The organism is Streptomyces sp. RB17, assembly GCF_009604455.1.
Taxonomy (GTDB): Bacteria; Actinomycetota; Actinomycetes; order Streptomycetales; family Streptomycetaceae; genus Streptomyces.
The window spans coordinates 389,848-413,776 of sequence record NZ_WEGL01000004.1 but is presented as its reverse complement, the minus strand read 5'-3'; the positions used below and the strand labels follow the sequence as shown (position 1 = coordinate 413,776).

At 73.8% G+C, this 23,929-nt stretch carries 20 protein-coding genes; 7 read left to right on the top strand and 13 right to left on the bottom strand.

The genetic code is table 11. From position 1 onward, the window contains the following. Positions 1-11: 11 nt before the first annotated feature. On the bottom strand, positions 12-674 hold the full coding sequence (locus tag SRB17_RS19790) for a hypothetical protein (RefSeq protein ID WP_153540480.1): 663 nt from the start codon (positions 672-674) through the stop codon (positions 12-14). Between the two features lie 98 nt (positions 675-772). Next, positions 773-1,234 carry a DUF1877 family protein gene (locus SRB17_RS19785; RefSeq protein ID WP_153540478.1) on the bottom strand — a complete coding sequence of 154 codons (462 nt, stop codon included), beginning with the start codon at positions 1,232-1,234 and terminating at the stop codon, positions 773-775. A gap of 396 nt (positions 1,235-1,630) precedes the next feature. Between SRB17_RS19785 and SRB17_RS19780 the strand changes: the two genes are divergently transcribed. Together SRB17_RS19780 and SRB17_RS19775 are read left to right on the top strand one after the other, a co-directional pair. Then, entirely contained in the window at positions 1,631-2,263 is a 633-nt protein-coding gene (locus tag SRB17_RS19780) for an RNA polymerase sigma factor (protein ID WP_194294062.1), read from the top strand. 63 nt (positions 2,264-2,326) lie between these two features. Next, complete coding sequence (locus SRB17_RS19775) at positions 2,327-3,190, top strand: hypothetical protein (RefSeq protein ID WP_153540474.1); 864 nt, start codon at positions 2,327-2,329, stop codon at positions 3,188-3,190. 25 nt (positions 3,191-3,215) lie between these two features. Here the strand turns inward: SRB17_RS19775 and SRB17_RS19770 are convergent, their stop codons facing one another. The 5 genes from SRB17_RS19770 to SRB17_RS19750 form a co-directional block, all read right to left on the bottom strand. Continuing rightward, positions 3,216-3,527: a hypothetical protein gene (locus SRB17_RS19770; protein ID WP_194294061.1), complete on the bottom strand. Its 312-nt coding sequence runs from the start codon at positions 3,525-3,527 to the stop codon at positions 3,216-3,218. 68 nt (positions 3,528-3,595) lie between these two features. Next, positions 3,596-4,138 (bottom strand): hypothetical protein, encoded by a 543-nt coding sequence (locus tag SRB17_RS19765; protein WP_153540472.1) that lies wholly within the window; start codon positions 4,136-4,138, stop codon positions 3,596-3,598. Positions 4,139-4,211: 73 nt separating this feature from the next. Further along, positions 4,212-5,411, bottom strand: a complete 1,200-nt coding sequence (locus tag SRB17_RS19760; protein WP_153540470.1) for an NAD(P)/FAD-dependent oxidoreductase — start codon at positions 5,409-5,411, stop codon at positions 4,212-4,214. Positions 5,412-5,555: 144 nt separating this feature from the next. Further along, positions 5,556-6,500 carry an RNA polymerase sigma-70 factor gene (locus SRB17_RS19755; protein ID WP_153540468.1) on the bottom strand — a complete coding sequence of 315 codons (945 nt, stop codon included), beginning with the start codon at positions 6,498-6,500 and terminating at the stop codon, positions 5,556-5,558. Between the two features lie 128 nt (positions 6,501-6,628). Next, a complete protein-coding gene (locus tag SRB17_RS19750; protein WP_194294060.1) occupies positions 6,629-8,539 on the bottom strand; it encodes a PD40 domain-containing protein in 1,911 nt (636 codons plus the stop codon). Positions 8,540-9,058: 519 nt separating this feature from the next. On the opposite strand from SRB17_RS19750, the gene SRB17_RS19745 reads away from it, so the two are divergent. Further along, complete coding sequence (locus SRB17_RS19745; protein WP_323375964.1) at positions 9,059-9,589, top strand: DUF2269 domain-containing protein; 531 nt, start codon at positions 9,059-9,061, stop codon at positions 9,587-9,589. Between the two features lie 155 nt (positions 9,590-9,744). On the opposite strand, the gene SRB17_RS19740 is transcribed toward SRB17_RS19745, so the two are convergent. Further along, a complete protein-coding gene (locus tag SRB17_RS19740) occupies positions 9,745-10,518 on the bottom strand; it encodes a VOC family protein (protein WP_153540464.1) in 774 nt (257 codons plus the stop codon). 191 nt (positions 10,519-10,709) lie between these two features. Between SRB17_RS19740 and SRB17_RS19735 the strand changes: the two genes are divergently transcribed. Continuing rightward, positions 10,710-11,552 (top strand): SCO2400 family protein, encoded by an 843-nt coding sequence (locus SRB17_RS19735; RefSeq protein WP_153540462.1) that lies wholly within the window; start codon positions 10,710-10,712, stop codon positions 11,550-11,552. Between the two features lie 70 nt (positions 11,553-11,622). After that, a complete protein-coding gene (locus tag SRB17_RS19730) occupies positions 11,623-12,123 on the top strand; it encodes a hypothetical protein (protein WP_153540460.1) in 501 nt (166 codons plus the stop codon). A gap of 34 nt (positions 12,124-12,157) precedes the next feature. On the opposite strand, the gene SRB17_RS19725 is transcribed toward SRB17_RS19730, so the two are convergent. Both SRB17_RS19725 and SRB17_RS19720 read right to left on the bottom strand, forming a co-directional pair. Next, a complete protein-coding gene (locus SRB17_RS19725) occupies positions 12,158-16,993 on the bottom strand; it encodes a DNA repair ATPase (RefSeq protein WP_153540458.1) in 4,836 nt (1,611 codons plus the stop codon). 184 nt (positions 16,994-17,177) lie between these two features. Next, positions 17,178-19,367 (bottom strand): flotillin family protein, encoded by a 2,190-nt coding sequence (locus tag SRB17_RS19720; RefSeq protein ID WP_153540456.1) that lies wholly within the window; start codon positions 19,365-19,367, stop codon positions 17,178-17,180. Between the two features lie 295 nt (positions 19,368-19,662). On the opposite strand from SRB17_RS19720, the gene SRB17_RS19715 reads away from it, so the two are divergent. Further along, positions 19,663-20,742 (top strand): PucR family transcriptional regulator, encoded by a 1,080-nt coding sequence (locus SRB17_RS19715; RefSeq protein WP_153540454.1) that lies wholly within the window; start codon positions 19,663-19,665, stop codon positions 20,740-20,742. A 277-nt stretch (positions 20,743-21,019) separates the two neighbouring features. Beyond that, the gene (locus SRB17_RS19710; RefSeq protein WP_153540452.1) at positions 21,020-21,256 is read left to right on the top strand and encodes a transcriptional regulator; all 237 of its coding nucleotides are present in this window, start codon (positions 21,020-21,022) and stop codon (positions 21,254-21,256) included. Between the two features lie 6 nt (positions 21,257-21,262). Here the strand turns inward: SRB17_RS19710 and SRB17_RS19705 are convergent, their stop codons facing one another. From SRB17_RS19705 to SRB17_RS19695, 3 genes are all read right to left on the bottom strand, one after another. Beyond that, positions 21,263-22,210, bottom strand: coding sequence for an MIP/aquaporin family protein (locus tag SRB17_RS19705; RefSeq protein ID WP_323375963.1), 948 nt, complete (start codon positions 22,208-22,210; stop codon positions 21,263-21,265). A 102-nt stretch (positions 22,211-22,312) separates the two neighbouring features. Continuing rightward, complete coding sequence (locus tag SRB17_RS19700) at positions 22,313-22,978, bottom strand: SDR family NAD(P)-dependent oxidoreductase (RefSeq protein ID WP_194294059.1); 666 nt, start codon at positions 22,976-22,978, stop codon at positions 22,313-22,315. A gap of 92 nt (positions 22,979-23,070) precedes the next feature. Beyond that, a complete protein-coding gene (locus SRB17_RS19695; RefSeq protein WP_323375962.1) occupies positions 23,071-23,769 on the bottom strand; it encodes a DUF4328 domain-containing protein in 699 nt (232 codons plus the stop codon). Positions 23,770-23,929: the final 160 nt, after the last annotated feature.

The window sequence follows — 23,929 nt, the reverse complement described above, 5'->3', positions numbered from 1 at the left end:
CAGGCCTTGGATCACTTCACGGGCTTGTGGGACGAGCCGAGGGCGCGACCCTTCGAGGAGGGGACAGGGGCGGAGGTGGAGGGCGCGGCGGTGGTCCTGGTGGGCGCCGCGGTGGGCCCGGCGGTGGCTCTGGGGGCGGTTGCGGCCGCCGCCGTCCGGCCGGACGTCTTCCGGGCCGTGGGGCGGGGGCTCGCCTGGACCGCGGCGGGGTTCGCGCTCCCCGCCGGGCGCCCGGTGCCGGACGGGGAGTCGGGGTTGGTCACGCGGGGAGCGGCCGGGTGCGTGCCGTCCGGCCGCGGGACGAACGGGGCGCTGATGCTCGGGCCGCCGAGCAGGGTGCTGAGCAGCAGGGCGACATAGCCGCCGGCGGGGATCATCAGCAGCCGGGCGGCGCGCAGCACGCGGCGCTGGCGTCGCCCCGAGGAGTCCACGAAGACGGGCCGCTCCGGCTCGCTCACCGGCGTGCGCGGCTCCCTGTCCCAGGCCGGTTCCGTGGCCCAGCTCTGTCCGGCGTCCCAGGCCGGTTCCGTCACCCAGCTCTGTCCGGCGTCCCAGGGCAGTGTGGCCGTGTCGGTGAAGGTGCCGTTGGCCGAGGGGCCGTGGGCATACACGTACCCGGCATCGCCGTACGGCTCCTCGCCGTACGTTCTGCCGCTGTCGTCCGTCCACTGCACGAGTCGTGCCCCCTGTCCCGGCCGACCGACACGGTCGTCCGCATGGACAGAGCGCGGCGGCCCGGAACTGTTACACCTCACGCCTCAGTGGCCACTCCTCACTCCTCGGCCAGCCACTTCACCACCGCGTCCCCGCGCTCGGCGGTGTGCGTGTAGAACGCCTTCAGCTCCTGGTGCGCCGCCGCGAACGCGCCCCACGTCTCGGGCTCGGCCCGCACGCCGCCATAGCGCGGCAGCAGGGCGTCCCGGGCGAAATCCCACAGGGCGTCGAAGTCGGCCGTCGCCAGGAACCCGGACACCCGGCGGGCCTGGGCCGCCGTCAGCACCAGCAGCGGGGGTTTGTGCCGGTCGGCGCGGAACACGGGCCGGCCGCCGAGGACCACCTGGGTCTGGGGCCGGTCCTGGGTGAGGGGATGAGGGGAAGCGCCGGCGTAGATGCGCTCCTGGTCCCGGTAGCGGCGGACGGTCTCCGAGTCGCCCTCGAAGAGCCGTTCCAGCCAGGTCGAGCTGTTGCGCAGGGCCGGCGGCGGCACTGCTCGCAGACGGAGGTACGCGCTCATGCCAGGAGGAGCGCACGAAGGTGCGGAAGCGTCACGGGCCGGACGGGCGCAGGGCGCAGGGGCCGGACGCCGATCCGCCACCGGCCGCCCGTCCCTCTCCGCGCCGCCCAAGGGGGGAGTCGCGGGCGCCGCGGAGAGGGGTCCGGAGCGGAACGCGGCACCGGCGCAGACGGGCGGGCGGCCCACGCGGTACCGCACCCGGCACCCACCCAGCGCACGGCCCACGGGAAACGTCACCCGGCCGGGCCGCAGGTCACCGGCGCCGCCGTGCCGGCCTCCCGGCGCGTTGTGACATTTCTGTGAGCGCGGACGCTGGTCACTGTGGGGGCCGTCGATGCGACCGAAGCGCGGCGGACGGCACGAGCTCGCTATGAACCGGTGCGGACGAGGACAATCTTGGGCCAGGTACGGCAACCCCGGCGCGTACAGGCGTACGACGGGGAACTCGGCGCGGCGGTCGCCCGGGCCCAGGAGGGCGACGAGGCCGCCTTCGCGATCGCCTACCGGTTCGTGCAGCCGGGACTGCTCGGCTATCTGCACGGCATCGTCGGCGACGACGCCGAGGACGTGGCCGCCGACGCCTGGCTGGACATAGCCCGCGACCTCGGACGGTTCAAGGGCGACGGCGCCGGGTTCCGCGGCTGGACCGCGACCATCGCGCGGCACCGGGCGCTGGACCATCTGCGCCGCCAGCGGGTGCGGCCCCGGGCCGGCGGGACCGAGCAGGACGTCCTCGACCTGCCCGGTCCGCACAGCACCCATGAGCAGGCCCTGGAGTCCCTCTCCACCGAGCGGGCCCTGGAACTGGTCCGCGGGCTGCCCCGGGACCAGGCCGAGGCGGTGCTGCTGCGGGTCGTGGTCGGCCTCGACGGTCCCGCCGCCGCACGCGTCCTCGGCAAGCGCCCCGGAGCGGTGCGTACGGCGGCCCACCGGGGCCTGAAACGCCTCGCGCGTCAGCTCGGCGTCGGCGGCGAGGCGGAGCAGGGTGTGACGGATGGGGCTTCCCGCGCGCTGGGGGAGTCGACATGAACGACTCCTGCACGGAACGCGTCGAACACGGCCGGACAGGAACGGACGGGAACGGAAACGGACATGGGTGAACGGCTGAGCGGCGACGGAGTCCAGGGCCGTCGACGTGTGCGGCCCGGCGCCGTGTCCGGCGCGCCGGACACGGCTGAGGCCGCCGCGCTGGAGACGGTGCTGGCCACCGTCCTGCGCACCGGCGAGCTCGACCCGCGGGCCGAGCGGCTTGCCGTGGCCGCGTTCCGCGACGCCCACGCCACGGGCGCGCACCGGGCGCGTACCCGGCGGCGGGACGACTGGCGGCCGGCCGCCCAGCGGCGGGCCCGGCGCCCGGTGAGACTGACGTTCGGCGCGGTGTTCGCGAGCCTCGCCCTGGGTGGGGTCGCCGTCGCGGCCATCGGCTCCGCCGGGTCGTCGACGCACGGTTCCGGTGCCGGCCCGAAGGCCGGGCACCCCTCGGCGGTCGCCTCGGAACGGCCGGGCGGTACGGCGTCCTCGGCTCCCTTCGACGGGTCCCGGCCGGCGGGCCGGCCGGCGTCCGCCCAGGACACCGAGGCCCACTGCCGCGCCTACGAGCACGTCCAGGGCCGGGGCAAGGCGCTCGACGCGACGGCCTGGCAGCGGCTCGTCACGGCCGCCGGTGGCAAGGACAAGGTCGCCGCGTACTGCTCCGAGCAGTTGGCGCGGGCGACCGCCACGCCGAGCGGCCCGGCCGGCACGGGCAAGTCCGGCGACGGTGCCTCGGGCGGCAAAACCGGCACCGCCGGCAAGGGCACCTCGGGCGACGGCTCCTCCAGCGGGACCGGGACCTCCGGCAACGGCTCGTCGGGCAAGGGCACGTCCGGCAGCAGCTCGGGCGGCACCTCCGGCGGCACGGACAACACGTCCGGGAGTGGTAAGACGGGCGGCGGCCGGAGCGGCGGGAAGCACTAGCCGCACGCTGCGGGCCCCGCCTCCGTCAGGGCGTGCCGCTGGGGATCACGCAGTTCTTCGGCTGTGGGTGGCCGGTGGGCCGGCCGAGGCCGACGAACTTCAGCGTCCCCTCGCCCGACCGGCCCGGATCCAGTTCGACCACCGCCACCGGCCTGTCGTACGGGTTGCCGGCGCCGGTCAGGCAGATCAGGCCGCTGGTGCCCTGCACCCGGTGCCGGGACTGGAGTTGGGACCACTCCCCGACGACGTCGTCCAGGCTCGGCGTCGTCCCGGCGCCACCGCTCTGCACCTGGTGCAGCGCCGTGCCGATGGTGACGAGGCCGTCGTGGACGAGCATCGTCCGGGAGTCCTCCAGGTTCGGGGCGGAGCCGAGATCCGTGTCCTTCGTGGCGCCGATCAGCTTCTTCAGGCGGTCCGGGGCCGCCGCGGGCTCGGTGAGGTACTGGGGGAGCTCGTCCGCGGTGGGCTCGCGAAGATGGCGTCCAGCAGCGCGGTGCTCACCGAGGCCGCGTACGGGTCGAGCGCCTGCCCGGACAGGGTCGTCAGCAGGTTGCGCAGGGCGCCGCGCGGCGCACCCCGCCAGAAGTCACCCGTGCCCAGGCCGCGCAGGCGCTGCCTCTGGGCCACCTCCTCGTAGCGTTCCACCTCCGCCGCGACCGCCTCGGGGGTGCCTTCCGTGACCCCGGTCGCGATCATCGCGAGGCCCGCGAAGAGCCGGGGGAAGGCGAACGAGCCGCCCGTCCCCTGCCGGCCGGCCGGCCGCCGGGCGGCCTCGGCCAGGACCTCGGTCGTGGCCGAGCATGCGCCCGGCTCCGGCTCCGCCCGGTCCGCGTACACCGGTGAACCGCGGTCCAGGTAGATCACCGGCACCTTGGTGGCGAACCGGTCCCGCACGGCCCGCGGCAGCCGGCCCTTGCCCATGCCCGGGCCGCCGGTGAGCAGCACCACGGGCAGATCCGGTGTCCGGACAACGATGCTGCGGTGAAAGGACGTTGGGGATGGGGGGGTGTGCGGCGGGGAGTCAGGCCCGGGCCGTGGCCGTCGCACCCGTCCGGGCCGGCTCCGGTACGACGCGGCGGCGCCGGGTCGGCATCCCGAGCATCGGATTGGCGACGCCCCAGGCCGCGCCCTTGCAGACCAGCTCCTTGTAGACGGCGGCGGCCCGTCCCGTCAGGGCCGCCCGGACGGCGCGGTCGTCGGCGGTGACGTACTGGATCAGGCCCTCCCTGCGGCCCAGCGAGATGCACTGGTTGAAGTAGCGGATCGCCACGTTCGGGAGCTTGCCGCCGGTCAGGCGCGCCGCGATGGCGTCGGCGGCCTGCCACGCGGTGAAGCCGCCCGAGGCGCAGGACATCCGCAGCGGCTTGTCGCCGGGGCCCATCGCCATGGCCGCGTCGCCGACGGCGTACACGTCCGGGTGCGAGACCGAGCGCATGGTCCGGTCGACCACGATCTGGCCGGTGTCGTCCGTGACCTCCAGGGTGGTGGCCCGGGCGAGGGGATGCACGGCGAAGCCCGTGGTCCACACGGTGACCGCGGCCGGTACGGACGTGCCGTCGGCCGTGACGACGTGGCCGGCCTCGACGGCGGTGACGGCGGTGTGCTCGTGCACGGTGATGCCGAGCCCGCCGAAGACCTTCCGCAGGTGCGTGCGGCCCTTCGGGGAGAGCCAGTCGCCGAGGCCGCCGCGGGCGACGAGGGCGACGTCGAGGTCCGGGCGGGCCTCGGCGATCTCGGCGGCGGCCTCCACGCCGGTGAGGCCGCCGCCGACCACGACCACGGGCCGGCCGGCGTCCAGGGCTGCCAGGCGCTCGCGCAGCCGGAGCGCTCCGGCGCGGCTCGCGAGCTGCTCGGCGTGCTCGGCGGTGCCGGGGACGCCCTGGTCGTCCCAGCCGCTGCCGAGGGCGTACACGAGGGTGTCGTACGCCAGCTCCTCCGCTCCGTTCACGCCGGTGACGGCGACGGTCCTGCGGTCGGCGTCGATCCCGGTGACCCGCGCGAGCTTCAGTTCGACTCCGGTGCCCGCGAACATCTCGGCGAAGGGGCGGGGCCTGAGGGACCGGCCGACCGCGAGCTGGTGCAGCCGGACGCGTTCCACGAAGTCGGGGTCGGGGTTGACGAGGGTGACGGCGACGTCCTCGGGGCGCAGCCGCCTGGCGAGGCGCCCGGCGGCGATGGCTCCGGCGTATCCGGCTCCGAGGACGACGATGCGGTGCTGCATTTCCCGGCTCCTGTCTGCTGCTGTCTTTCAGCGGCTGTGATCAGCGGCTGTCTTTCAGCTGCCGCCTTCTGCGGATTCGCCCCTTGAACCGGACGGCCCGCCGATTCCTGACAGGAGTCGGGTGTGAAGCGGATCACATGTGGATCAGAAGGCGCGGAGCAGGGGTTCGCCGTGGTCGGCGGCGGCCCACCGCCGGCTCGCGCGTTCGAGCTTGTCGGGGTTGACCTGGTTGCGGAACCCGGCGATGCCCTCGGCGCCGATCTCCAGGCACATGACGCCGATGACCCGGCCGTCGAAGACCGCCACGAGGGCGGGGTCGCCGTTGGCGGTCGTGGCGTACACCTCGGCCGAGCCGCCGACGAAGCGGCGCTTGGCCTCGCTGGGCTTGAACAGACCCCGCATGAACTTCGCGACCGCGAGGGCGCCCTCGAACGCCTTGGCCCGGGCCGGGACCTTCCCGCCGCCGTCGCCGACCGCGACGGCGTCCTCGGTGAGCAGCCGTACCAGCGGCTCGGTCCTCCCGCTGGTGGCGGCGGCGAGGAACTCCTCGACGACCCGCCGGGCCGCGGCCCGGTCGATCTCGGTACGGGCCCTGCCCTCGGCGACGTGCTTCTTGGCGCGGTGGAAGATCTGCTGGCTGGCGGCCTCGGTGAGGTCGAGGATCCCGGCGATCTCCCGGTGCGGATAGCCGAAGGCCTCCCGCAGGACGTACACCGCCCGCTCATTGGGGGAGAGCCGCTCCAGCAGGGCGAGGACCGCGTACGACACCGACTCGCGCTGTTCGGCCGTGTCGGCCGGCCCGAGCATCGGGTCCCCGGCGAGCAGCGGCTCGGGGAGCCACTGGCCCACATAGGTCTCGCGCCGCGCGCGGGCGGAGGCGAGCTGGTTGAGGCACAGGTTGGTGAGCACCTTCGTCAGCCATGCCTCGGGCACCTCGATGCGCTCGACATCGGCGTCCTGCCAGCGCAGGAACGTCTCCTGCACGGCGTCCTCGGCCTCGCTCGCGGACCCCAGCAGTCGGTAGGCGATGGCCTCCAGCCGGGGCCTGCACGCCTCGAACCGGTCCACGTCGCTCATGGTCAGGGCCATGCCCGGGATCCTAGCCCGCGCGCGGCGCGGGGACGGGCGCATCACGGCCGCCGGACCCGTGCGCAACCCCCGGGCCGGGGAGGACCCGGGGGTTGCCGGGGGTTGCGCAGCGCGGACCGTCCCGCCGGCTAGCGGGCGGTGTGCGCGTCCGGTGCGGGCAGGTGCCGGCCGGGGACCACGGTGGGGTCGGGTGCCGGCCGGGTGCCGGTGGTGGCGGGGACGGACTCGGTCCCGAAGGACTGGGCGGCCTTGGCGGTCGCCGACGGCAGATCGCCGTTCGCCGCCCAGTAGGTGGTGGTCCAGGCGCTGCTCGCGGCGATCGCCGAGGCGATGGCGGTGCGGTTGGCCGGCGGGTACGACGTGTTGCCGCCGAAGGTCTGCACCACCCAGATGCTCGCGGCCTCCTGGCCCAGGTAGTACGAGGCCGGTGCCGAGAGCGTGGACTCGCCCGACCAGAGCATCGGGCCGTACGTGGCCGTGGCGGCGCCGCCCGCGACCGCGTTCTGCCAGGTCCAGGTGTCCTCGACGGCGGCCTGCGTCGGCGAGGTCCACCAGAAACGGGCCAGGTTGGCGGCGACGTCCTCATGCGTCTTGCCGCCGATCGTCCAGAAGCTCCACGACTTGTTCAAGGTCACGTGCTCCATCGCCTGGGTGGCGTTGTAGCCGACCGTCACCATGTTCGTGGTCGCCGGGTTCAGGGCGTTGAGGTAGTTCTTCACCGAGGTGGGAACCGTCTTGCCGTTCGTCAGCAGGACCACGCCGGTGCCGTGGTAGCCCAGCGCGCCGGCGGCCGTGGAGGCGGCGATCGGGTCGTGGTAGTCGGCTCCGTCGGCGACGAAGATCCAGCTCGGGGTCGCGCTGATCTGCTTGGCGACGCGGGCCGACAGCGAGGAGAGGTCGGGGGCGTCGAGACGCAGCGGCTTGTAGCCGAGCGCCTGGACCTGGCTCGCCACCTTGGAGCCGAGGATGCGCGTACTTCCGTTGAGGTAGACGGTGCTGCCCTTGGGCAGGGAGCGCTTGAGCTCGGTGGCCGCGGCGGAGTCCAGGCCGCTGCCGGAGGTCAGCAGGACCGGGCCCTGCTTCTCGGCGGCCAGCGCGATCGCGGGGGCCGAGTAGGTGGCGTTGCCCTTGTTGACCAGCACCGCGGACTTGGCCGTGAGCAGGCCGGGTACGTGCGCCGCACCCACCTTGTCGAACGTCCAGCGCGAGGCGGCGCCGTCAATACCGACGGACCCGGTGCCGTAGACCCGGACCAGGCTGTTCTTCCGCAGCGGCTGCCAGGCCGGCTTGGCGCCCTTGCCGGCGCCGGTGACCTCGGCCGACGTACCGCTCGCCAGGTCCAGGACGCGCACCGTCTGCACGTCGTCGGACCAGCCGGCGTGCGAGCTGTGCGCCTCGTAGGCGATCCGTCCGCCGGCCGGGTCCCAGGTCGGGGACAGGTGGTCGGTGGCGTCGGTGGTGACCTGCTTGACGTCGCTGCCGTCGGCGTTCGCCGTGAACAGCTGGGTCCAGCCGTCCACTTCGCGGGTGAAGACCAGCTTGCTGCCGTCCGCCGAGAACACCGGCGAGGAACCGGAGGCGATGATGTTCTTCAGCGCCTTGGTGGACGGGTCGTAGGTCCAGATGCCCTGGCTGTCGTAGCAGCCGTAGTTGTGCTGCCGCTCGAAGGCCAGTGTGCCCGTCGGGCTCGCCGTCGGGTGGATGTCACAGACCGTCGACGGCTCCTGGGTGTCCGTCAGCAGCGGCTCCGGCGCCCAGGAACCGTCCGAGGGCCCGTAGGCGAGCTGGCCGCCCGTGCTGAACACCACGTACCGGCCGTCCAGCCAGAACGTGGGGTCCTCGTACGACGCGCTGGAGCGCACCTTGGTGGCCCACGGCAGCGTGACGAGCGAGGTGGTGCCGGTGACCCGGCCGGTGGACAACTGGCTCCAGCCGGCCACGACCCTGCTGCCGTCCGGCGCCCAGTTCGGGGTGTATCCGAAGTTCGGGATGTTGGGGACGGACCGCAGCCCCGTCCCATCCGCGTTGACGGTCTCCACCCCCGAGGAACCGCCGTACAAGCCGATCTGACCAGCCGTTACATCATCTGTCCCGGCCGCGGCCTGCGCGCCTGGCGCCGCCGCACCGAGCAGGCCGGCCGCAAGCGATGCGGCCGACGTGAGCGCCGCGAGACGACGGCGCGTGCGAGATCTCAACGAGAAGCCCCCCTGAAGAGTGCCTGCTTGACCGCCGCGAGCGCCCCGCCCCCTCGCGCCCCTCGCGAACTCGTGCACGGACCGGGCGACTTCGGCGCGCGCGTGCCTGCGCATCGCGCTGCGCTCCGGGTGACAGCGATCACTCGTCGGCAGCAGGACCGTATGTGATGAAGCGCGGGGGGCACCGGAAAGCGCGTTCGAACAGTGGGTGAACAAAGGGCGGTGCCTGAGCGGCAGCACGGGCGCTCGGTGTTGGCGGTACTCGGCTCGGCGCAGCCGACGTTGCTTCCGCCGGCGGACGCGGCGGGCCGGCCGGCCGGGGACGCTGGACGGGCGCCCGTAGCCGGACCCGGAGGAAGTGAAGTGAGCCGTCGACTGTCACCGAGGGCCCGCAAGAGCTGGATCGTCGTGCATGTGGTCGTCTCCGTCGGCTGGCTGGCGCTGATGCTCTGCCTGCTCACCCTGGGGGCCACAGCACTGACAACCGACGACGCGGACACACTGCGGACCGCGTACCGCGCGATGGGAATGCTGGGCGACGCGCTGATCGTCCCGCTGAGCCTGCTCACCCTGCTCAGCGGAGTGGTGCTGAGCCTCGGCACGCCCTGGGGCCTGTTCCGCCACTACTGGGTCGCCACCAAGTTCTGGCTGACCCTGGCGGCGACGGCGGCCTCGGTCTTCGCTCTCACCGCCCGGCTGCACGACGCGGTGCACGCCGTGGCCCGGCACCCGACCGGCTCGATCGCGGCCATGCACCTGGGGGTCATCCGCTACAACACCGTGATCGTGCCGTCCGTCGCGCTGCTGCTGTACCTCTCGATCGTCGTGCTGTCCGTCTTCAAGCCGTGGGGACGGAGGGCCACCGACGATCGCGTCCGCGTCGGCTGCCGGTAGCCGGCCTGCCGACTCCTCCTGTGCGCGGTTTGCACTGCGCCGGAACCCGCGTCCCTCCCACCCGGCGTCGAAGCGGGCCGAGGAGGCCCGGGAGGGTGGAACAACGCCGGCCGGCCCAGGTGCCCCACCTTGACGCGGCAGCGGCCCAGTCGACGTCAGGTCTGACGCGGATCCGGACGGAGTACGGCGAAGACCGCCCGGGCCGGGTCGGAGAGCCAGGCGATGCGGCCGACGCCGGGGACGTTCGCCGCCGGCATCAGGACCGAGCCGCCGCTGTCGCCCGTCGCCGCGACGATCGCGTCCGCGTCGGCCACGGCGAAGTACGGCACCCAGCGGGCGTCCTCCCGGTCGTCCTGCAGCGGGGCCACACCGCCGAAGGAACCCTCCTGCTGGTCGCCCTCCCCGATGCTGAGGACCTGGTACGTCATGCCCGGCGCCTGCATCTCCTGCGACCGCCAGCCGAACAGGTGGCGGTAGAAGCCGATGGCCGCCTGCGGGTCGCCGACGTGCAGTTCCGCCCACACCAGCGCGCCGACCTCCGACGCCCGCTGCAGGCCCTGCCCGTTCTGCAGCACCGCGAACTGCGCGCCCTGCGGGTCGGTGAACTGGGCGAAGGTGGTCTCGCCCATGCTGACCGGCTCGGCGCGCAGCCTGCCGCCGGCGTCGGTCACGGCCCGGGCCGTGGCCCGGGCGTCGTCGGTGCGGAAGTACGTCATCCAGGCGGATCTCGCCCCCTGTTCGGTCAGCGGGCCGAGGCCGGCCACCATGCCGCCGTTCTTCTGGAAGAAGCCGTAGCCGCCGCCTGCCGGGCCCGCCGAGGCGAACTCCCAGCCGAAGACGGCGCCGTAGAAGGCGACGGCCGCCTCGGTGTCGGGGCTGCCCAAGTCGATCCAGATGGGCGAGCCGGTGCGGAAATGTGTGCCGAGCATGCGTCTCCTCCTGCCGGTCCGGTGTGCGAGCCGCCCGCCACTATGCCGAGGTGCACGGCCCGGACCCGGCCGGGACACAGGAAAAGACCCGCCGAATCTGTGCAGGAGTGCCACACGGGCTGCACACAGCCTTTCGAAAGGCTCGTTACCGTGACGGTCGCCCGCTCCCCCTGGACTCAGGAAGACCACACATGGACTACTGCTCCTCGTGCCGCCGGCACCTCAATGGCGCCCTGGTCTGCCCGGGGTGCGGTGCCTACGCCCCGGACATAGCCCCGCCCCGCTCCACCACCGGCCGCACGGCGGCACCATTCGCCGCGGACAGCTGGTTCGGTGCCGGGGAACCTGCCGCCGAGCTGCCCGGCGACGACATCGCGGACACGGCCACGGACGTACCGCCCGCCGACGTCACCGACGCGCCGGCCGCCCCGCAGGGACGCGCCGCACGGCGCCGGCAGCGGGCCCGCTGGAAGAAGAGCCAGCGGCGGGCCGTGGTGGCGACCGCCGTCGCGCTCGTCGGCGGCGGCCTGACCCTCGCCTCGCTGGACCGTGGCAACGCCGACCGCGCCCAGGCGGCGACCGCGCCGGACAACCGGAGCATGGGCCTCACCGAGGAGCCGTCGGCCGCGCCCAGCAGCCCGGCGTCGTCCACACCCGCGTCGCCCGCCACCACACACCGGCACACCCCCGCCACACCGACGGCGGCACGGACGCCCGCCGCGAACGCCCCCCGGCAGCAGTCCCTCGCCCCCGCGCCCGACGCGGCCCGGTCCGCCGCCCACCCGCACACCGCCGTGGCGGCCCCGCAGCGGACCGCACCGGCGGCCCCGGCCGCACCGCAGCCGGCGAGCACCCCGGCGACCTCGTCCGGCACGAGCACGGGCACCTCCGGCACCGCGCCCCAGCCGACACCCTCCACGGGCACGAACAGCGGGACGAACACCGGGACGAACAGCGGGACCTCCACCTCACCGACGTCCCCTGCGTCGACCCCCTCCAACCAGCTCTGCCTGGTCCTGCTCTGCCTCGGCTGACGAACTCCCCCAGAGAGGCGTCCCCCGTCGATCGGCTACGCTACGCGTCCGGCGACGGGGGGAGAGACACATGTTCGACACGAAGTCCGTCAAGCGACTGCGTACGGCCGGTGTGACGGCGCTCCTGCTGGCCGCCCTCGCCGCGTGCGGCGGCGGCCACGGAGGGGACGACTCCGGCCCCGACCCCGTCTACGGCCTCAAGGACTCGCTCCGCCACGTCACCAGGAAGACCACGCAGGCCACCCGGCCGCACATGGTCAAGAGGTGCACCACCGGCACCCACCAGGTCCGCCACACCTCCCGCTCCGGCTCCGGCAGCCACCGCAGCACCCGCACCTGGTACACCACCGAGCACTACCAGGACTGCCACAAGGTGCAGTACGGCACCGAGCGCTACCGCAGGGAACTGCGCCCGGAGCGGTGGTGCGTCCGCCTGGACGACGTGAACGGCAACCGCAAGCGGGACGACGTCTGGTACCGCGTGGACCGGGTCGACTACAACCACACCCTGGACGCCGACGACCACACCCGCGTGACGTTCGTGCCCATCTCCTCGAGCACGGGCTGCTGACGGCGCCGTAGACACCCGCACCCGGCAGCCGACCTCACCCCTCCCCCGCCGAGCGGATCGCCGACTCCACCGCCGCGATCCGGTCCGCCAGCAGTCCCAGCGCGGACACCGCCCGGCCGACCGGATCCTCCTCGTGTCCGCCGAGGGCGCGGGCGCGCGCGTGGGCGGTCTTGACCTCGGTCCAGCGGGCGGCCTGCGCCGGGCTCAGCGAGCCGCGCAGTTCGGCGAGTTTCAGCAGGCTGGCCTCGGCACCCGTGCTGAGGGTCTGGGCCTCGGCCGTGTAGTGGTCGTCGACGACGGCCTCGCGTTCGGCGTCGTTCATGACCGGGCGCAGACGCTGGGCGATCCGGTTCATGTCGCGGTACGAGCCCTGGAGACGGAAGGGAGGTTCCGTGCGGGCGGCCTCCGACTGGGCGGCGGAGGCGATGTAGGCCTCGTTCACCTTCAGCACCGTCTCGCGGACCGCGTTCACATGCCGCAGCACGGCCACCGCCGCCTGAAGTTCCGCCGGCGGCATCGGCCGGGTCAGACGGTCGGCACCCCCGAGCGCAGCGAGATGGGGGTCCCCCCGGACGGAGTCCGGGCGAGGGTCGGCGTCGGCCAGCCGGACCAGGAGGTCCAGGTCGGCGCGGTCACGCGCGGCGAGCGGGGCCAGCACCGGGTTGGCGGTGAGGGCGTTCTCGACGAAGCTGAGCGCGAAGACGTCCTCCTTGCCGGTGAGGACGTCGCCGAGGTTCCACACGTCGGCGCGGCTGGCGAGCATGTCGGGGATGCGGAAGCGTTCGCCGGACTCGGTGTAGGGGTTGCCGGCCATGCAGACCGCGAAGCGCTTGCCGCGCAGGTCGTAGGTGCGCGGCTCGCCGTCCCACACGCCCTCCACCCGCCGGGTGGCGTCGCACAGCGGGATGAACTTCTGCAGCAGTTCGGGCGAGGTGTGCTGGATGTCGTCCAGGTACAGGAGCGTGTTGTTGCCGGCCGCGAGCGCGAAGTTGATCTTCTCGATCTCGCGGCGGGCGGTGGCGTCCGGGGCGTCGGCCGGGTCCAGCGAGGTGACGGTGTGGCCGAGCGCCGGGCCGCTGACCTTGACCAGCATCAGGCCGAGCCGGTCGGCGACGTACTCCATGAGCGTCGTCTTGCCGTAGCCGGGCGGGGAGACCAGCAGGAGCAGTCCGCCGGTGTCGGTGCGCTTCGATGCGCCGGTGGTGCCCAGCTGCCGGGCCAGGCTGTCGCCGATCAGGGGCAGGTACACCTCGTCGACGAGGCGGTTGCGGACGAACGCCGACATCACCCGGGGGCGGTGGTCGTCCAGGCGGAGCCGGTCGCGTTCGGCCGCCACCAGGGCCGTACGGCGGCGCTGGTAGGCGCGGAAGGCGGGCACGTCCGAGGCGGCGAAGCGGGACGTGCGGGACAGGAACTCGTCCAGGCGGAGGGGCAGTCGGCCCCCGGCCACGCGGGGGTGCGTGCCCAGCAGTCCCTCCGCCGTCGCCGTCAGCGGCGCGTCGCCGTCGTAGCGCGGCAGGCCGGGGCAGAGCTCGGCGGCGACCGCCTCGGCCAGTTCGCCGGGTCCGGCCTCCGTGCCGGTGGCGGCGGCGTACGCGGCGAGCCAGGCGTGCACCACCTGGCGGCGCGCGGCCAGGTCGGTCAGTCCCTCCAGATCACCCCGGTAACTCCTGTCCGCGTGCCGGAACTTCTCCAGCAGGGTGCGTGCCGCGACCCCGAGCACAAAACCCTCCGGGCCGCCGGTCAGCTCCTCGAAGAGGTACGCGGCGGCCGCCCCGCCCGCCGTCCGCACGTCCCAGGCCTCGATCGCCGCCGCCAGCTCCCCCTCCAGCTCCCCGATGGCCGGTACGGCACCGAAGGCGTCCCGGGCCCGGGCCAGCGACGCCGCTCGCCGGGACCAGGCCGTCCGGGTCTCCTCCGTCGTGCCGTGCGCCCAGAACAGCTGGGCGGCGGCGCGGGCGGCGGGCTCGTGGCGCAGGGTGCCGGCGCCGTCGTACAGCGGCAGCAGGGCCTGGAGCACGAGCGTCGCGTCGTGGTCGTGGACTCCGCGCTCGTAGCCCTCGTCGTACGACTCCTGCGCCGCCCGGCGGACCAGGTCCGGCAGGTCGTCGGCGGCGGCGAGGGCGGCCGGGCCGTGCTCGGCGAGCAGGCGGGCGGCGAGGTGCTCGGCGCGGTAGACCTCGGGGGACTCGGACGGCACATGGCGGTCCCAGAACGGGCGGGTCCCGGCGACATCCGGGTCCGTCACCGGGCGGCGGTAGTCGGTGCCCGTCACCGCGAAAGCGAGGGTGTCGCCGTGCGGGACGAGGGTGAGGTCGAGCGGCTGGGTGTTGACGGCGAAGCGGTGGCCGCCGAGCAGCAGGGTGCGGCCGTCCTCGGTGTACAGGTCGGCGCGGTCGCGCAGGGCGCGGGCGGCCTCCTGGCGAGCGGACTTCAGCCGGCCGTCGAGCTCCTCGGCGCGCACGCTGTCGCCGAGGGCGCGCAGTTCGTCGGCGGTGCGGCGGACCTTGGCGACCAGCGGGTCGGAGGCGAAGTACGTGGTGACCGCGTCGGCGTCGGCCAGCGTGGCGGCCCGGCGGGCGACCGTCTCCAGCATCCGCCCCGCCGAGAGCGCGAGCTGCTCGGCGCGGCGGGCGCGGGCGTCGGCGAGGGACTGCTTGCGGGCGGCGAACGCCTCGTAGATCTCGGCGCGCCGCTCGGCGAGTTCGGCGAGGAAGTCGTAGATCTCGGCGAACCGGCCGTCCAGGTCCTCCAACCGGGCCAGCACGGAGGCGAGTTGGTCGTCGCACTCCTCCGGCGTGCCGGACCCGGCGAGCGCGGCGGTGACGGCCTGGGCGAGCAGCGCGGTCTCGGCGGCGAACTCGGCCCGCCCCTCGCGGTCCTGGAGGCTGCGGCGGCGGGCGTCCAGGGTCGCCCGGGCCCGGTTGGCGCCGCCCAGCACCTCGGCGATCCGCTCCAGGACGGCCGTACGGACGGTGGCGTCGGCGATGTCGAGGCCGGTCACGACCTCGGTGACCGTGCGCAGCCCGTCGGTGAGCTCGTCGAGCCGGGCGGCGACCGGCGCGCCCTGGGCCACGGTCTGGACGGCCGCCGCCTGGCCGACCAGCCGCTCGACCTCCTCCCGCTGCCCGGCGAAGGCGTCCTCGCGGGCCAGGAACTGCACCGCGCGCCGCCCGAACCCGGCGAGGTCGGCCTCGGCGGCGCCCGCCAGCTCATCCAGCCGGGCGGCGTCGACGTACCGCAGCTCCCGCAGGGTCAGCAGGTGCCCGTGCGCGTGCCGGAGTTCGGTCAGTCCGCGCACCCAGGCGGCGGCCTCGCGCGGGGCCTCGCCGCGCAGCCGGCGCACCACGGCCGCGATCCGCGCCTCGGCCTCGTCGAGGGCGTCCGCCGCGTGCCGGGTGAGCTCCCGTACGGTCTCGAACTCGCCCAGCACCTGCTCGGCGGTGACCCTGACCTCGCCCAACGGTCCGGCGAGATCCCCCAGTTCGGGCTCGGTCAGCCAGTGATGGACGTCGGCGGCCCGCACACAGGCCGCCACCAGCGCCCGGTACCCCTCGCTCGTCTCGATGCCGTCGGTCACCAGCCGGGCCACGGACAGACAGTCGGCGAGCCCGCGCACGAGGTCCGCGTTGCCGACCCGGGCGAAGGCGCCGGTGCCGGTGCGCAGCGCGGCGGCGTGCGTGTCGGAGACGTACGGCGAGGTCCACCACTGCACCGGATGGGTGTGCGCGGGCTCCGCGCCCCCGTCGCGCAGCACGGCGAGCGCGCCGTCCTCGAACAGCGCCCAGCCCCGGCACGGCAGCGGGTTCGCGACCTCCTTGCGCAGGGTGTTGTACGACAGCAGCAGCGTGCGTCCCCCGGCCCGGGACCGGAAGGCGTACAGCACGTCCTCACCGTTCGGGGCGCGGACCTCCCGCTCGAACTCCAGCCCGTGCACGTCGACGTCATACGTCTTGTGCCCGCCCCCGGCCAGGCAGTACCCGCCGGGGAAGACGATGCCCTGCTCCTCGGGCAGCCGCCGGCACGCCTGCCCGATCCCGTCGAGCCGGACGACGGTCCGGGACAGCGTGTCGAACACGAGGTACCGGTCGTCCTCCTCCTTGTACGGCCGCACCCGCAGCAGCACCAGCGCACCGACCCGGGCATGCCCGACCGCCGCGTCCGCGAGCGCCTGCAGCGGTTCCCGCACGGGCTCGGCGTACAGTTCCTCGCCGTCCGGGGTGCGGACGGTGAGTGTCCCGCCGACGGTCGAGATCCCGAGCCCACCGGGGACGCCGACATACGGCCTGTCGCGGTCGAGGACGTGATCCTCGCGGGTGGTCTCCGTCCAGGTCACGTCCTGGGCCGGCGGGAAGACGTCGTCGCGGTCGCCGCGCGCGTCCAGGAACGCGACGCGGCCGTCCTCGGCGAGGGACCAGCGCAGGACGCGGACGTCCTCGGCGTTCTCGCCGGTGCGGAACACCGCGAGCAGGCGGCCGTCGACCCGGCGGAGCCGCAGCAGGCTCGCTTCGCGGTAGTAGCGGTGCAGCGCGGTGAACTCCTTGACGAACGCCGGGTCGTCGAGGAGTCCGGGTACGGCGTCCTCGGGCAGCCGCGCGCCGTCACGGTCGTACAGCGCGAGTACGTCCGTTGCTCCGCCGGTTGCGCCGAGGAGCAGGGTCTCTCCTACGGCCGCGATGTCGCTCGGAACGCACGCGTGCGCGGTGCGGAGGCGAGCGGTGCGCGCGAGGTCGAGGCGCGCCGAGCCGAACTCCTCGGCGCGGCGGGCGTTGAGATCCTCGGCCCGCCGAGCGAGCTCCGCGGCGTGCCCGGCCAGCCGGTCGCGGAGCACCTCGTAGGTACCGGCATCCAGAGCACCATCGGTTGCCATGGCGGATGGGTTTCCCTTCGTGGACTGTGCGGCTACGAGCTCGGGGCTGCGGGTCGTCCGCCGACTGCGGGTGCGTGGCGCTGGTCGCGCCCACGCGGCGGAGCCGCACATCGGCAGAGTCCCGCGCCCCTGGGGAACTGCAGTCCCGTCGGCTTCGGGGGTGCTGCCGCACCCCCGGCCGGCCTCAGCTCCCCGCGCCGCTGCCGTTCAGTGCCGTCACCGGTGTGTCCGACAGGCCCAGTTCGCTCGCCCTCTCGAGGAGTTTCTGGAGCTGGCCCGCCTGTGGGCCGCCGCCCCTGATCTGCTTCATCAGCAGCGCCGACACCGTCAGGTTCCGCACGTCCGCCGAGCCCAGCGAGCCCAGCACCCTGCTCAGGTCCTCCGTGAAGCTCCCCGAGCCGTCCAGCCACGGCTTGGCCAGGGCCTGGGCGGTACGGGAGTTGTCGACGAAGCCGTCCACGCCCTTGCCGAGGGCGATGGAGGACACCAGCCGGTCGAAGAACACGGACTCCCCGCCGACGATGTCGATGTCGGCGTGCTCCAGGCCGGTCGCCAGCACCGTCGCCTGCGCCTCGGCCACCTGCCGCTGGGTCTCCAGCCCGGCCAGCCGGATCTCCTTCTCCGCCTGCAGCCGCAGCCGGTACTCCTCGTGCCCGCGCGAGGCCTCGTCCAGCGCGGCCATCGCGGCGGCCTTCTCGGTCAGCCCCTCGGCCTCGGCCTTCAGCTTCTCGCCGATGGCGGTGGCCTCCGCGAGCGCCTTCGCCTTGGCACCCTCGGCCTCGGCCAGCCCCTTGGCCCGCGCACCCTCCGCCTCGGCCTTCAACCGCGCCTCGGTGGCCTCGGCCGCCGCCCGCGCGCCCTCGGCCTCCGCCAGGCCCTTCGCCCGTGCGCCCTGCGCCTCGGCGAGCGCCTTGGCCTGGGTGCCCTCGGCCTCGGCCCGCAGCCGCGCCTCGGTGGCCTCCGCCTCCGCGCGCCCGGCCTTGACGGTGACCTCGGCCTCCTTGTCCCGGACCTGGACCGCGGCCAGTCCCTCGGCCGCCGCTTCCGCCTGGACGCCCTCGGCGAGCCGCAGCTTGGCCCGCGCGTCGAGGTCGGCGGTCTTCAACCGGGCCTCGGCCAGGGTGAGTTCCTCGGCAGCGCGGTGCGTGGCGGCCTGCTCGGCGGCCTCGGCGGCCTTGATGTCCTTGACCAGCTTCTCCTGCGCCTCCGCCTCGGCGGCGATGACGAGCGCCTGCCGCTCGCGCTCCGCCTCCTCGACCACGCGCAGCTTCTTGATGGACTCCTCCTGCTCGGCGACCGTACGGTCCACCGCGACCCGTTCCCGGACGACCTCGGCGATCTCCCGCTTCTCCGCCTCGACCTCCTTCTCGGCGGCGATCTTCGTCAGCTGGGTCTCCCGTTCCCGGGCGATGACCTCCAGGAGGCGGTCCTTCTCGATGCGCTCGTTCTCGACGGCGATGACCCGCTCGCGGTTCTTCGCGGCGACGGCGATCTCCCGGGCCTGGTTCTCCCGCTGGACCCCCAGCTGCTCCTCGGTGCGCAGGAAGGCGCCCTGGGCGCGCAGCCGTTCCTCCTCCACCACGCGGGCGGTCTCGGCCTCCTCGCGGGCCCGGGAGGTCTCGATCTCCCGCTTCTGCTTGATCTCGGCGTCCGCCTGCCGGCGCTCCAGCTCCAGGATGGCCTCGCGGGCGTCGACGTCCTGCCGGGTGATCTCCTTCTGCTCCGTGCGCTGGGCCTCATTGGTGCGCACGTGCTCGATCGCCGTCAGCTCGGTGATCTTGCGGATGCCCTGGGCGTCGAGGACGTTGGCCGGGTCGAGCTGGGTGAGCGGGGTCTGCTCCAGGTAGTCGATCGCGGCGTCCTCGAGGTGGTAGCCGTTGAGGTCGATGCCGATCAACTCGATGATGTGGTAGCGGAGTTCCTCGCGCTTGGTGTAGAGGTCCGTGAAGTCCATCTGCTTGCCGACGGTCTTCAGCGCCTCGGAGAACTTCGCGTGGAACAGCTCCTGCAGCGTGTCCTGGTGGCTGGCGCGCTCGGTGCCCACGGTCTGGGCGACCTTGATGACGTCCGCGACGGTCTTGTTGACCTTCACGAAGAACAGGATCCGGATGTCGGCGCGGATGTTGTCCCGGCAGATCAGTCCGTCCCGTCCGGAGCGGCTGATCTCGATGGTCTTCACCGAGATGTCCATGACCTCGGCCTTGTGCAGGATCGGCAGCACGACCTGGCCGGTGAAGGAGACGTCGACCCGCCGTGTCTTCGACACGATCAGGGCCTGGCTCTGGTCCACCTTGCGGTACAGCCGCGAGAACGCGAGCAGCGCGAGCAGCACGACGACGAGGCAGGCGGCGACGAGCGCGCCGAGGACTTCCATGGCATACGTCCTTGCGTCAGACGATGAGGTACGGAGCCCCCCGGGATCGCGGTGCCGGACCGTGTACCGGACCCCCGTGCCGGTCCTCCGTACCGGCGCTCTGCCGGTGCCCGGCACCGCGACCCTCCGTAGTGCTCCCCGCGGACGATGGTGCGGCCAGGGCACACGCCCGCGCATTGCCGGTGTCCGGCAGTGTTCACTAGGGTCTGCATGCCGGACAGGCGCTAAGAAGACGTCACCGGCGCGTCAAGATCGCGGGAGCACGGGGCACGGGGGACGGGGGACGGGGGCCGGCATGGGGGACAGGCGCGACATACGGGACACGGCCGAGCGCTATCTGGACGGTTTCACCCGGACGCTGGCCGAGGTCTCGGCCACCGGCCGGCGGCTGACCCGGGAGGAACTGAAGGCCCGGCGAACCCTGGGCGAGCAGGCGGCCGAGGCGGGGCACGGACTGCGCGCGCTGATCGTGGCCCATCTGGCCGCCACCCGTGCCGCCTGGCCGGCCGTGCCCGGCCCGGCGGAGAGCGGCCTGGCCACGCTGGCCGCAGTCGAGCAGGCGATCGACGCGTTCGCCGAGGGCTACGAACGCGCGCAGCGGCTCACCGTACGCCGCGAGGAGGCCGCACGCCGGGAGTTCATCGACGACCTGCTCTACGGCCGCAGCGACCTGGGCCGCCTCGCCGAGCGCGCCGAACGCTTCGGCCTGCACCTGTCCCGGGCGCACGCGGTGGCCGTCGCCGAGGGGCCGTCCGCGTACGTCGAGGGCGGCACGGTCGCCCGCCGGGTCGAGGCCGCCGTGCTCGCCCGCTTCGACTCCCGCAGCATCCTGCTCACCACCAAGAACGGCCGGCTGCTGTGCGTCGCACCCGGCGACGAGGACGAGATCCTGCTCCACTTCGCCAAGCAGGCGTACGCGGCGACGGACGGCGGCCGGGTCGCGATCGGCCGCCCGCAGCACGGCGCCGGCGGGGTGGTGCAGTCGTACGAAGAGGCCCTCGCCGCGCTGGAGATGGCCACCCGGCTCGGCCTGGCCGGGCCGGTGCTGCGGGCCGCCGACCTGCTCGTCTACCCGGTGCTGGCCCGGGACCGGCAGGCGCTGGTCGACCTGGTGTCGCACACGCTCGGCCCGCTCACCAGGGCCCGCGGCGGAGCCACACCCCTGCTGGACACGCTCGGCACCTACTTCGACTCCGGCTGTGTGGCCGCGGAGGCCGCCCGCCGGCTCTCGCTCAGCGTCCGCGCGCTCACCTACCGCCTGGAACGCATCCACAAACTCACCGGCGCCGACCCCGCCGACCCGACGCACCGGTACATGCTCCAGACGGCCGTGATCGGCGCCCGCCTCCTGGACTGGCCGAACCGCTCGCTCTGAAAGCGCTCGCAAGCACGGGGGAACCGGTGGACGCCCAGTGGCGCTCGCCGCCGCCTGCAAGGCCCGGAGCGCGCCGCGCAAGGCCGGCGAACGCGACCGGCCCCGCGGTTGCGCCATGGGCCAGGGCGCCTGACCACCTTCCTGGTGCTGTTGTGGCAGGGCGCCCACCACGGCGGGGTGACACGCTGCTTCAGCCGGGACCGCGGGCCCGGCCGACCGGCCCGGCCTCCGGCGTGGAGTACGTCCTGCGCGCGACACGGCAGCAGGCCCGCACCGCATGACCGGTCCCGCACGCGGCGTGGTCTGCGGCTCCACGCTGAGCAAGACCGTCTCCGCGCTGGAGAAGACGGGGTACGTCAGCATCCCCAAGGGCCACCTCGGCAAGCGCCCGCGCACCTGGGCCGCGCTCGGGCTCACCGGCCGCAGGGCGCTCGCCCGCCGTCCGGCGGCGCCGGCGGAGATCGCGGTGACGGCCCGCCGGGCGGCCACCGAAGCCGACAGCGGCTGCGGCTGAACCCGGTCACTCCTCGTCGACCTCGATCACCGGCCGGACGCGGCCCGGCTCGGGCAGCTCGGCCGTCTCCGCCCGCACCAGCAGGACGTCCCCGATGAACAGGTCGTACACGACGATCCCGATCACGCCGCCGATCAGCGGCCCGACGATCGGGATCCACCAGTAGCCGCTGTAGACGCCGGACACACTGCCCGGGAAGGCGAGGCTGCCCCAGCCCTCCGCATAGGTGAGCAGGCGCGGACCGAAGTCGCGGGCCGGGTTGATGGCATAGCCCGCGTTGGCGCCGTAGGACATCCCGATGGCGGCGACGACGAAGCCCACGACCAGCGGGCCGAGGTTGGCCTTCACGGCCTGGTTGCGCACGTCGAGGACGGCCGCGATCAGCATCAGCAGGAACGCCGTACCGACGATCTGGTCGATCAGCGGCCCCCAGATCCCGCCGTGGAAGTAGGCCGCCGGGAAGGTGGCGAAGATCGAGAACGTGGCGTTCGTGCGCCCGTTCACCTTCGGCGCGGGCGAGGCGGCGTCGTACGCGCTGATCGCCTGGTGGTACACGAGGTAGACCAGCGCGGCGCCGGTGAGCGCGCCGACGACCTGCGAGAACCAGTACGGCAGCACCTTCGCCCAGGGGAATCCGCGGCGCACGGCCATGGCCAGCGTCACCGCCGGGTTGATGTGGGCACCGCTGACGCCGCCGGCCACGTACACGCCGAACACGACGGCGAACGCCCAGCCCCAGCTGATCAGCAGCCAGTCACCGGCCGCCAGGAAGATCGTGGTGGGCGTCGCGGCGCGGCCCGAACCGGGCAGTGCCGCGACCGCCATCGCGACCACGCCGCAGCCGAAGCAGATGAGCACGAAGGTCCCGAGGAACTCGGCGAGGCACTCGCCCAGCAGTCCGCCCCGGCTTCTGAGCCGGGACGGCTTGACGAGCGCGGGGATGTCGACAGCCACGGAGGCCCCCTTGAAGAGAGCAATACGGCCAACATCACCATGTTCGCCCACAAACCCACACCCCGCAGGGTGACAGTGCCCTGTCAGCCCCGGGGCCCCGGGTCAGCTGTCGAGATCGTCGGCGAAGTGCCGGAATCCGTGCCGGTCCCGGTGCATGCCCCACAGCGTCTCCGCCAGCACGGCCGGATCCTTGCGCGCGTGCCCCGGAGTGATCGCCCCCGGGATCACCAGCTGCGCGACATGGATGCCCTCGCCGGCCAGCCGCTCGTGCAGCAGATGGCCGTACGCGCTCTCCGCGGCGAACGCGATGGACGTCCCGGCCCGTTCGGTGTGCGGTACGACGGCGGTCCCGCCGTTGACCAGGAGGATCGTCCCGCGCCCCAGCCGGCGCATCCCCGGCAGCACCTGCTGCACGGCGGCGACGGGGCCGTACACGGAGAACTCGATGGGCCCGACCAGATCCCGGTGCCTGGTCTCCAGCACGGGCCGCATGAAGTCCCGGTGCGGCACCGGGCTGTACTGCAGTACCTCGACGGTCCCCAGCTCGGCCGCCGCCCGCCCCAGAGCCGCGGCCAGCTCCTCCGGCCTGCGCACGTCGGCGACGAACCCCCGGGCCGACACTCCGCTGCCGTCGAGGTCCCGCACCAGCGCGTCGAGCCGCTCCTGTTCCCTGGCGAAGAGGGCCACCGCGAATCCCTCCCGCCCGAACCGCCGCGCGACGGCGGCCCCGAGCCCGGACCCCGCGCCCACAATGGCGATACTGCTCATACCGACCATCCGTACCGCACCCGCCACCCCTCCACACACACCGGCCCCCGCCATGACGCCCGCGTGGGGACGGACGTGTCCGAGCCGGTGCGCTACACGGGCTCGGACTCGGCCACCTGAGCACGGATCGCGCGGATCCGCTCCACCTGTACGGCGGTGACGGCCCGCACGGCGAGGGCGCCGGCGACGGCGGCACCCACCACGGCGGCGTCGCAGGCGAGCAGCGGCCACACCTCGCTGTAGGCACGTCCGATGAGCTCATCGGTGGAGTCGCGGTAGACGACCCCCGCCCCGCCGTACGTCCCGAGCACCCACAGCACCCACCACACGTTGACGGAGCGGGGGAGCCGGCGCCCGGGGGCGCTGCTGCGGAACGCGTCGGCGACGATCCCGCGCGGAATCCACAGATTGAACACGGGCAGGACCCACCCGAGATACACCCAGAACCCCAGGTACTTCGGCGTCTCCCCCGACAGCGCCCGCGCGTTGTCCCGCAGCCGCCACAGCCAGGACAGGAACAGCAGCGCACAGACCAGGGCGAGCCCGGCCCCCAGCGAGGTCACCCAGTGGTACGAGTCCTCCAGGGAGTTGAGCGGCCGGTGCACCCCGTTCCCCTGGTCCGGCGGCCCGTCGCCCGGCTCCCCCGCGACGGCGAGCCGTATCTCCCACACCGCTCGCACGAGCCAGGCGAGCCCGGCGAGCAGCAGTCCCCCGGCAGCCAGCCGCCCGGTCACCTGAACCGGCCGGAACGTGAGCCAGTGGGCAGCGGACTGATCTTGTTCTTCGGTCACCGCGCCATCCTGCCGCACGAAAGCGGCGCGCCACCAGGGACTCCGGGGGCGAGGCGCCGTTACGCCGACCGGGTGCATCCGTCACGCGGTCGGCCGCGCGTCGGGCGACGCGTGCACCGTTGCGCGGCGAAGGATGGCAAGTAGCCGACTTCATGTCATG

Bases quoted from the DNA above. Each gene is read 5' to 3' on its own strand.
- SRB17_RS19785 (WP_153540478.1), bottom strand. From the start codon at position 1,234: ATGAGCGCGTACCTCCGTCTGCGAGCAGTGCCGCCGCCGGCCCTGCGC.
- SRB17_RS19775 (WP_153540474.1), top strand. From the start codon at position 2,327: ATGGGTGAACGGCTGAGCGGCGACGGAGTCCAGGGCCGTCGACGTGTG.
- SRB17_RS19770 (WP_194294061.1), bottom strand. From the start codon at position 3,527: ATGCTCGTCCACGACGGCCTCGTCACCATCGGCACGGCGCTGCACCAG.
- SRB17_RS19760 (WP_153540470.1), bottom strand. From the start codon at position 5,411: ATGCAGCACCGCATCGTCGTCCTCGGAGCCGGATACGCCGGAGCCATC.
- SRB17_RS19755 (WP_153540468.1), bottom strand. From the start codon at position 6,500: ATGGCCCTGACCATGAGCGACGTGGACCGGTTCGAGGCGTGCAGGCCC.
- SRB17_RS19740 (WP_153540464.1), bottom strand. From the start codon at position 10,518: ATGCTCGGCACACATTTCCGCACCGGCTCGCCCATCTGGATCGACTTG.
- SRB17_RS19735 (WP_153540462.1), top strand. From the start codon at position 10,710: ATGGACTACTGCTCCTCGTGCCGCCGGCACCTCAATGGCGCCCTGGTC.
- SRB17_RS19730 (WP_153540460.1), top strand. From the start codon at position 11,623: ATGTTCGACACGAAGTCCGTCAAGCGACTGCGTACGGCCGGTGTGACG.
- SRB17_RS19725 (WP_153540458.1), bottom strand. From the start codon at position 16,993: ATGGCAACCGATGGTGCTCTGGATGCCGGTACCTACGAGGTGCTCCGC.
- SRB17_RS19720 (WP_153540456.1), bottom strand. From the start codon at position 19,367: ATGGAAGTCCTCGGCGCGCTCGTCGCCGCCTGCCTCGTCGTCGTGCTG.
- SRB17_RS19715 (WP_153540454.1), top strand. From the start codon at position 19,663: ATGGGGGACAGGCGCGACATACGGGACACGGCCGAGCGCTATCTGGAC.
- SRB17_RS19710 (WP_153540452.1), top strand. From the start codon at position 21,020: ATGACCGGTCCCGCACGCGGCGTGGTCTGCGGCTCCACGCTGAGCAAG.
- SRB17_RS19700 (WP_194294059.1), bottom strand. From the start codon at position 22,978: ATGAGCAGTATCGCCATTGTGGGCGCGGGGTCCGGGCTCGGGGCCGCC.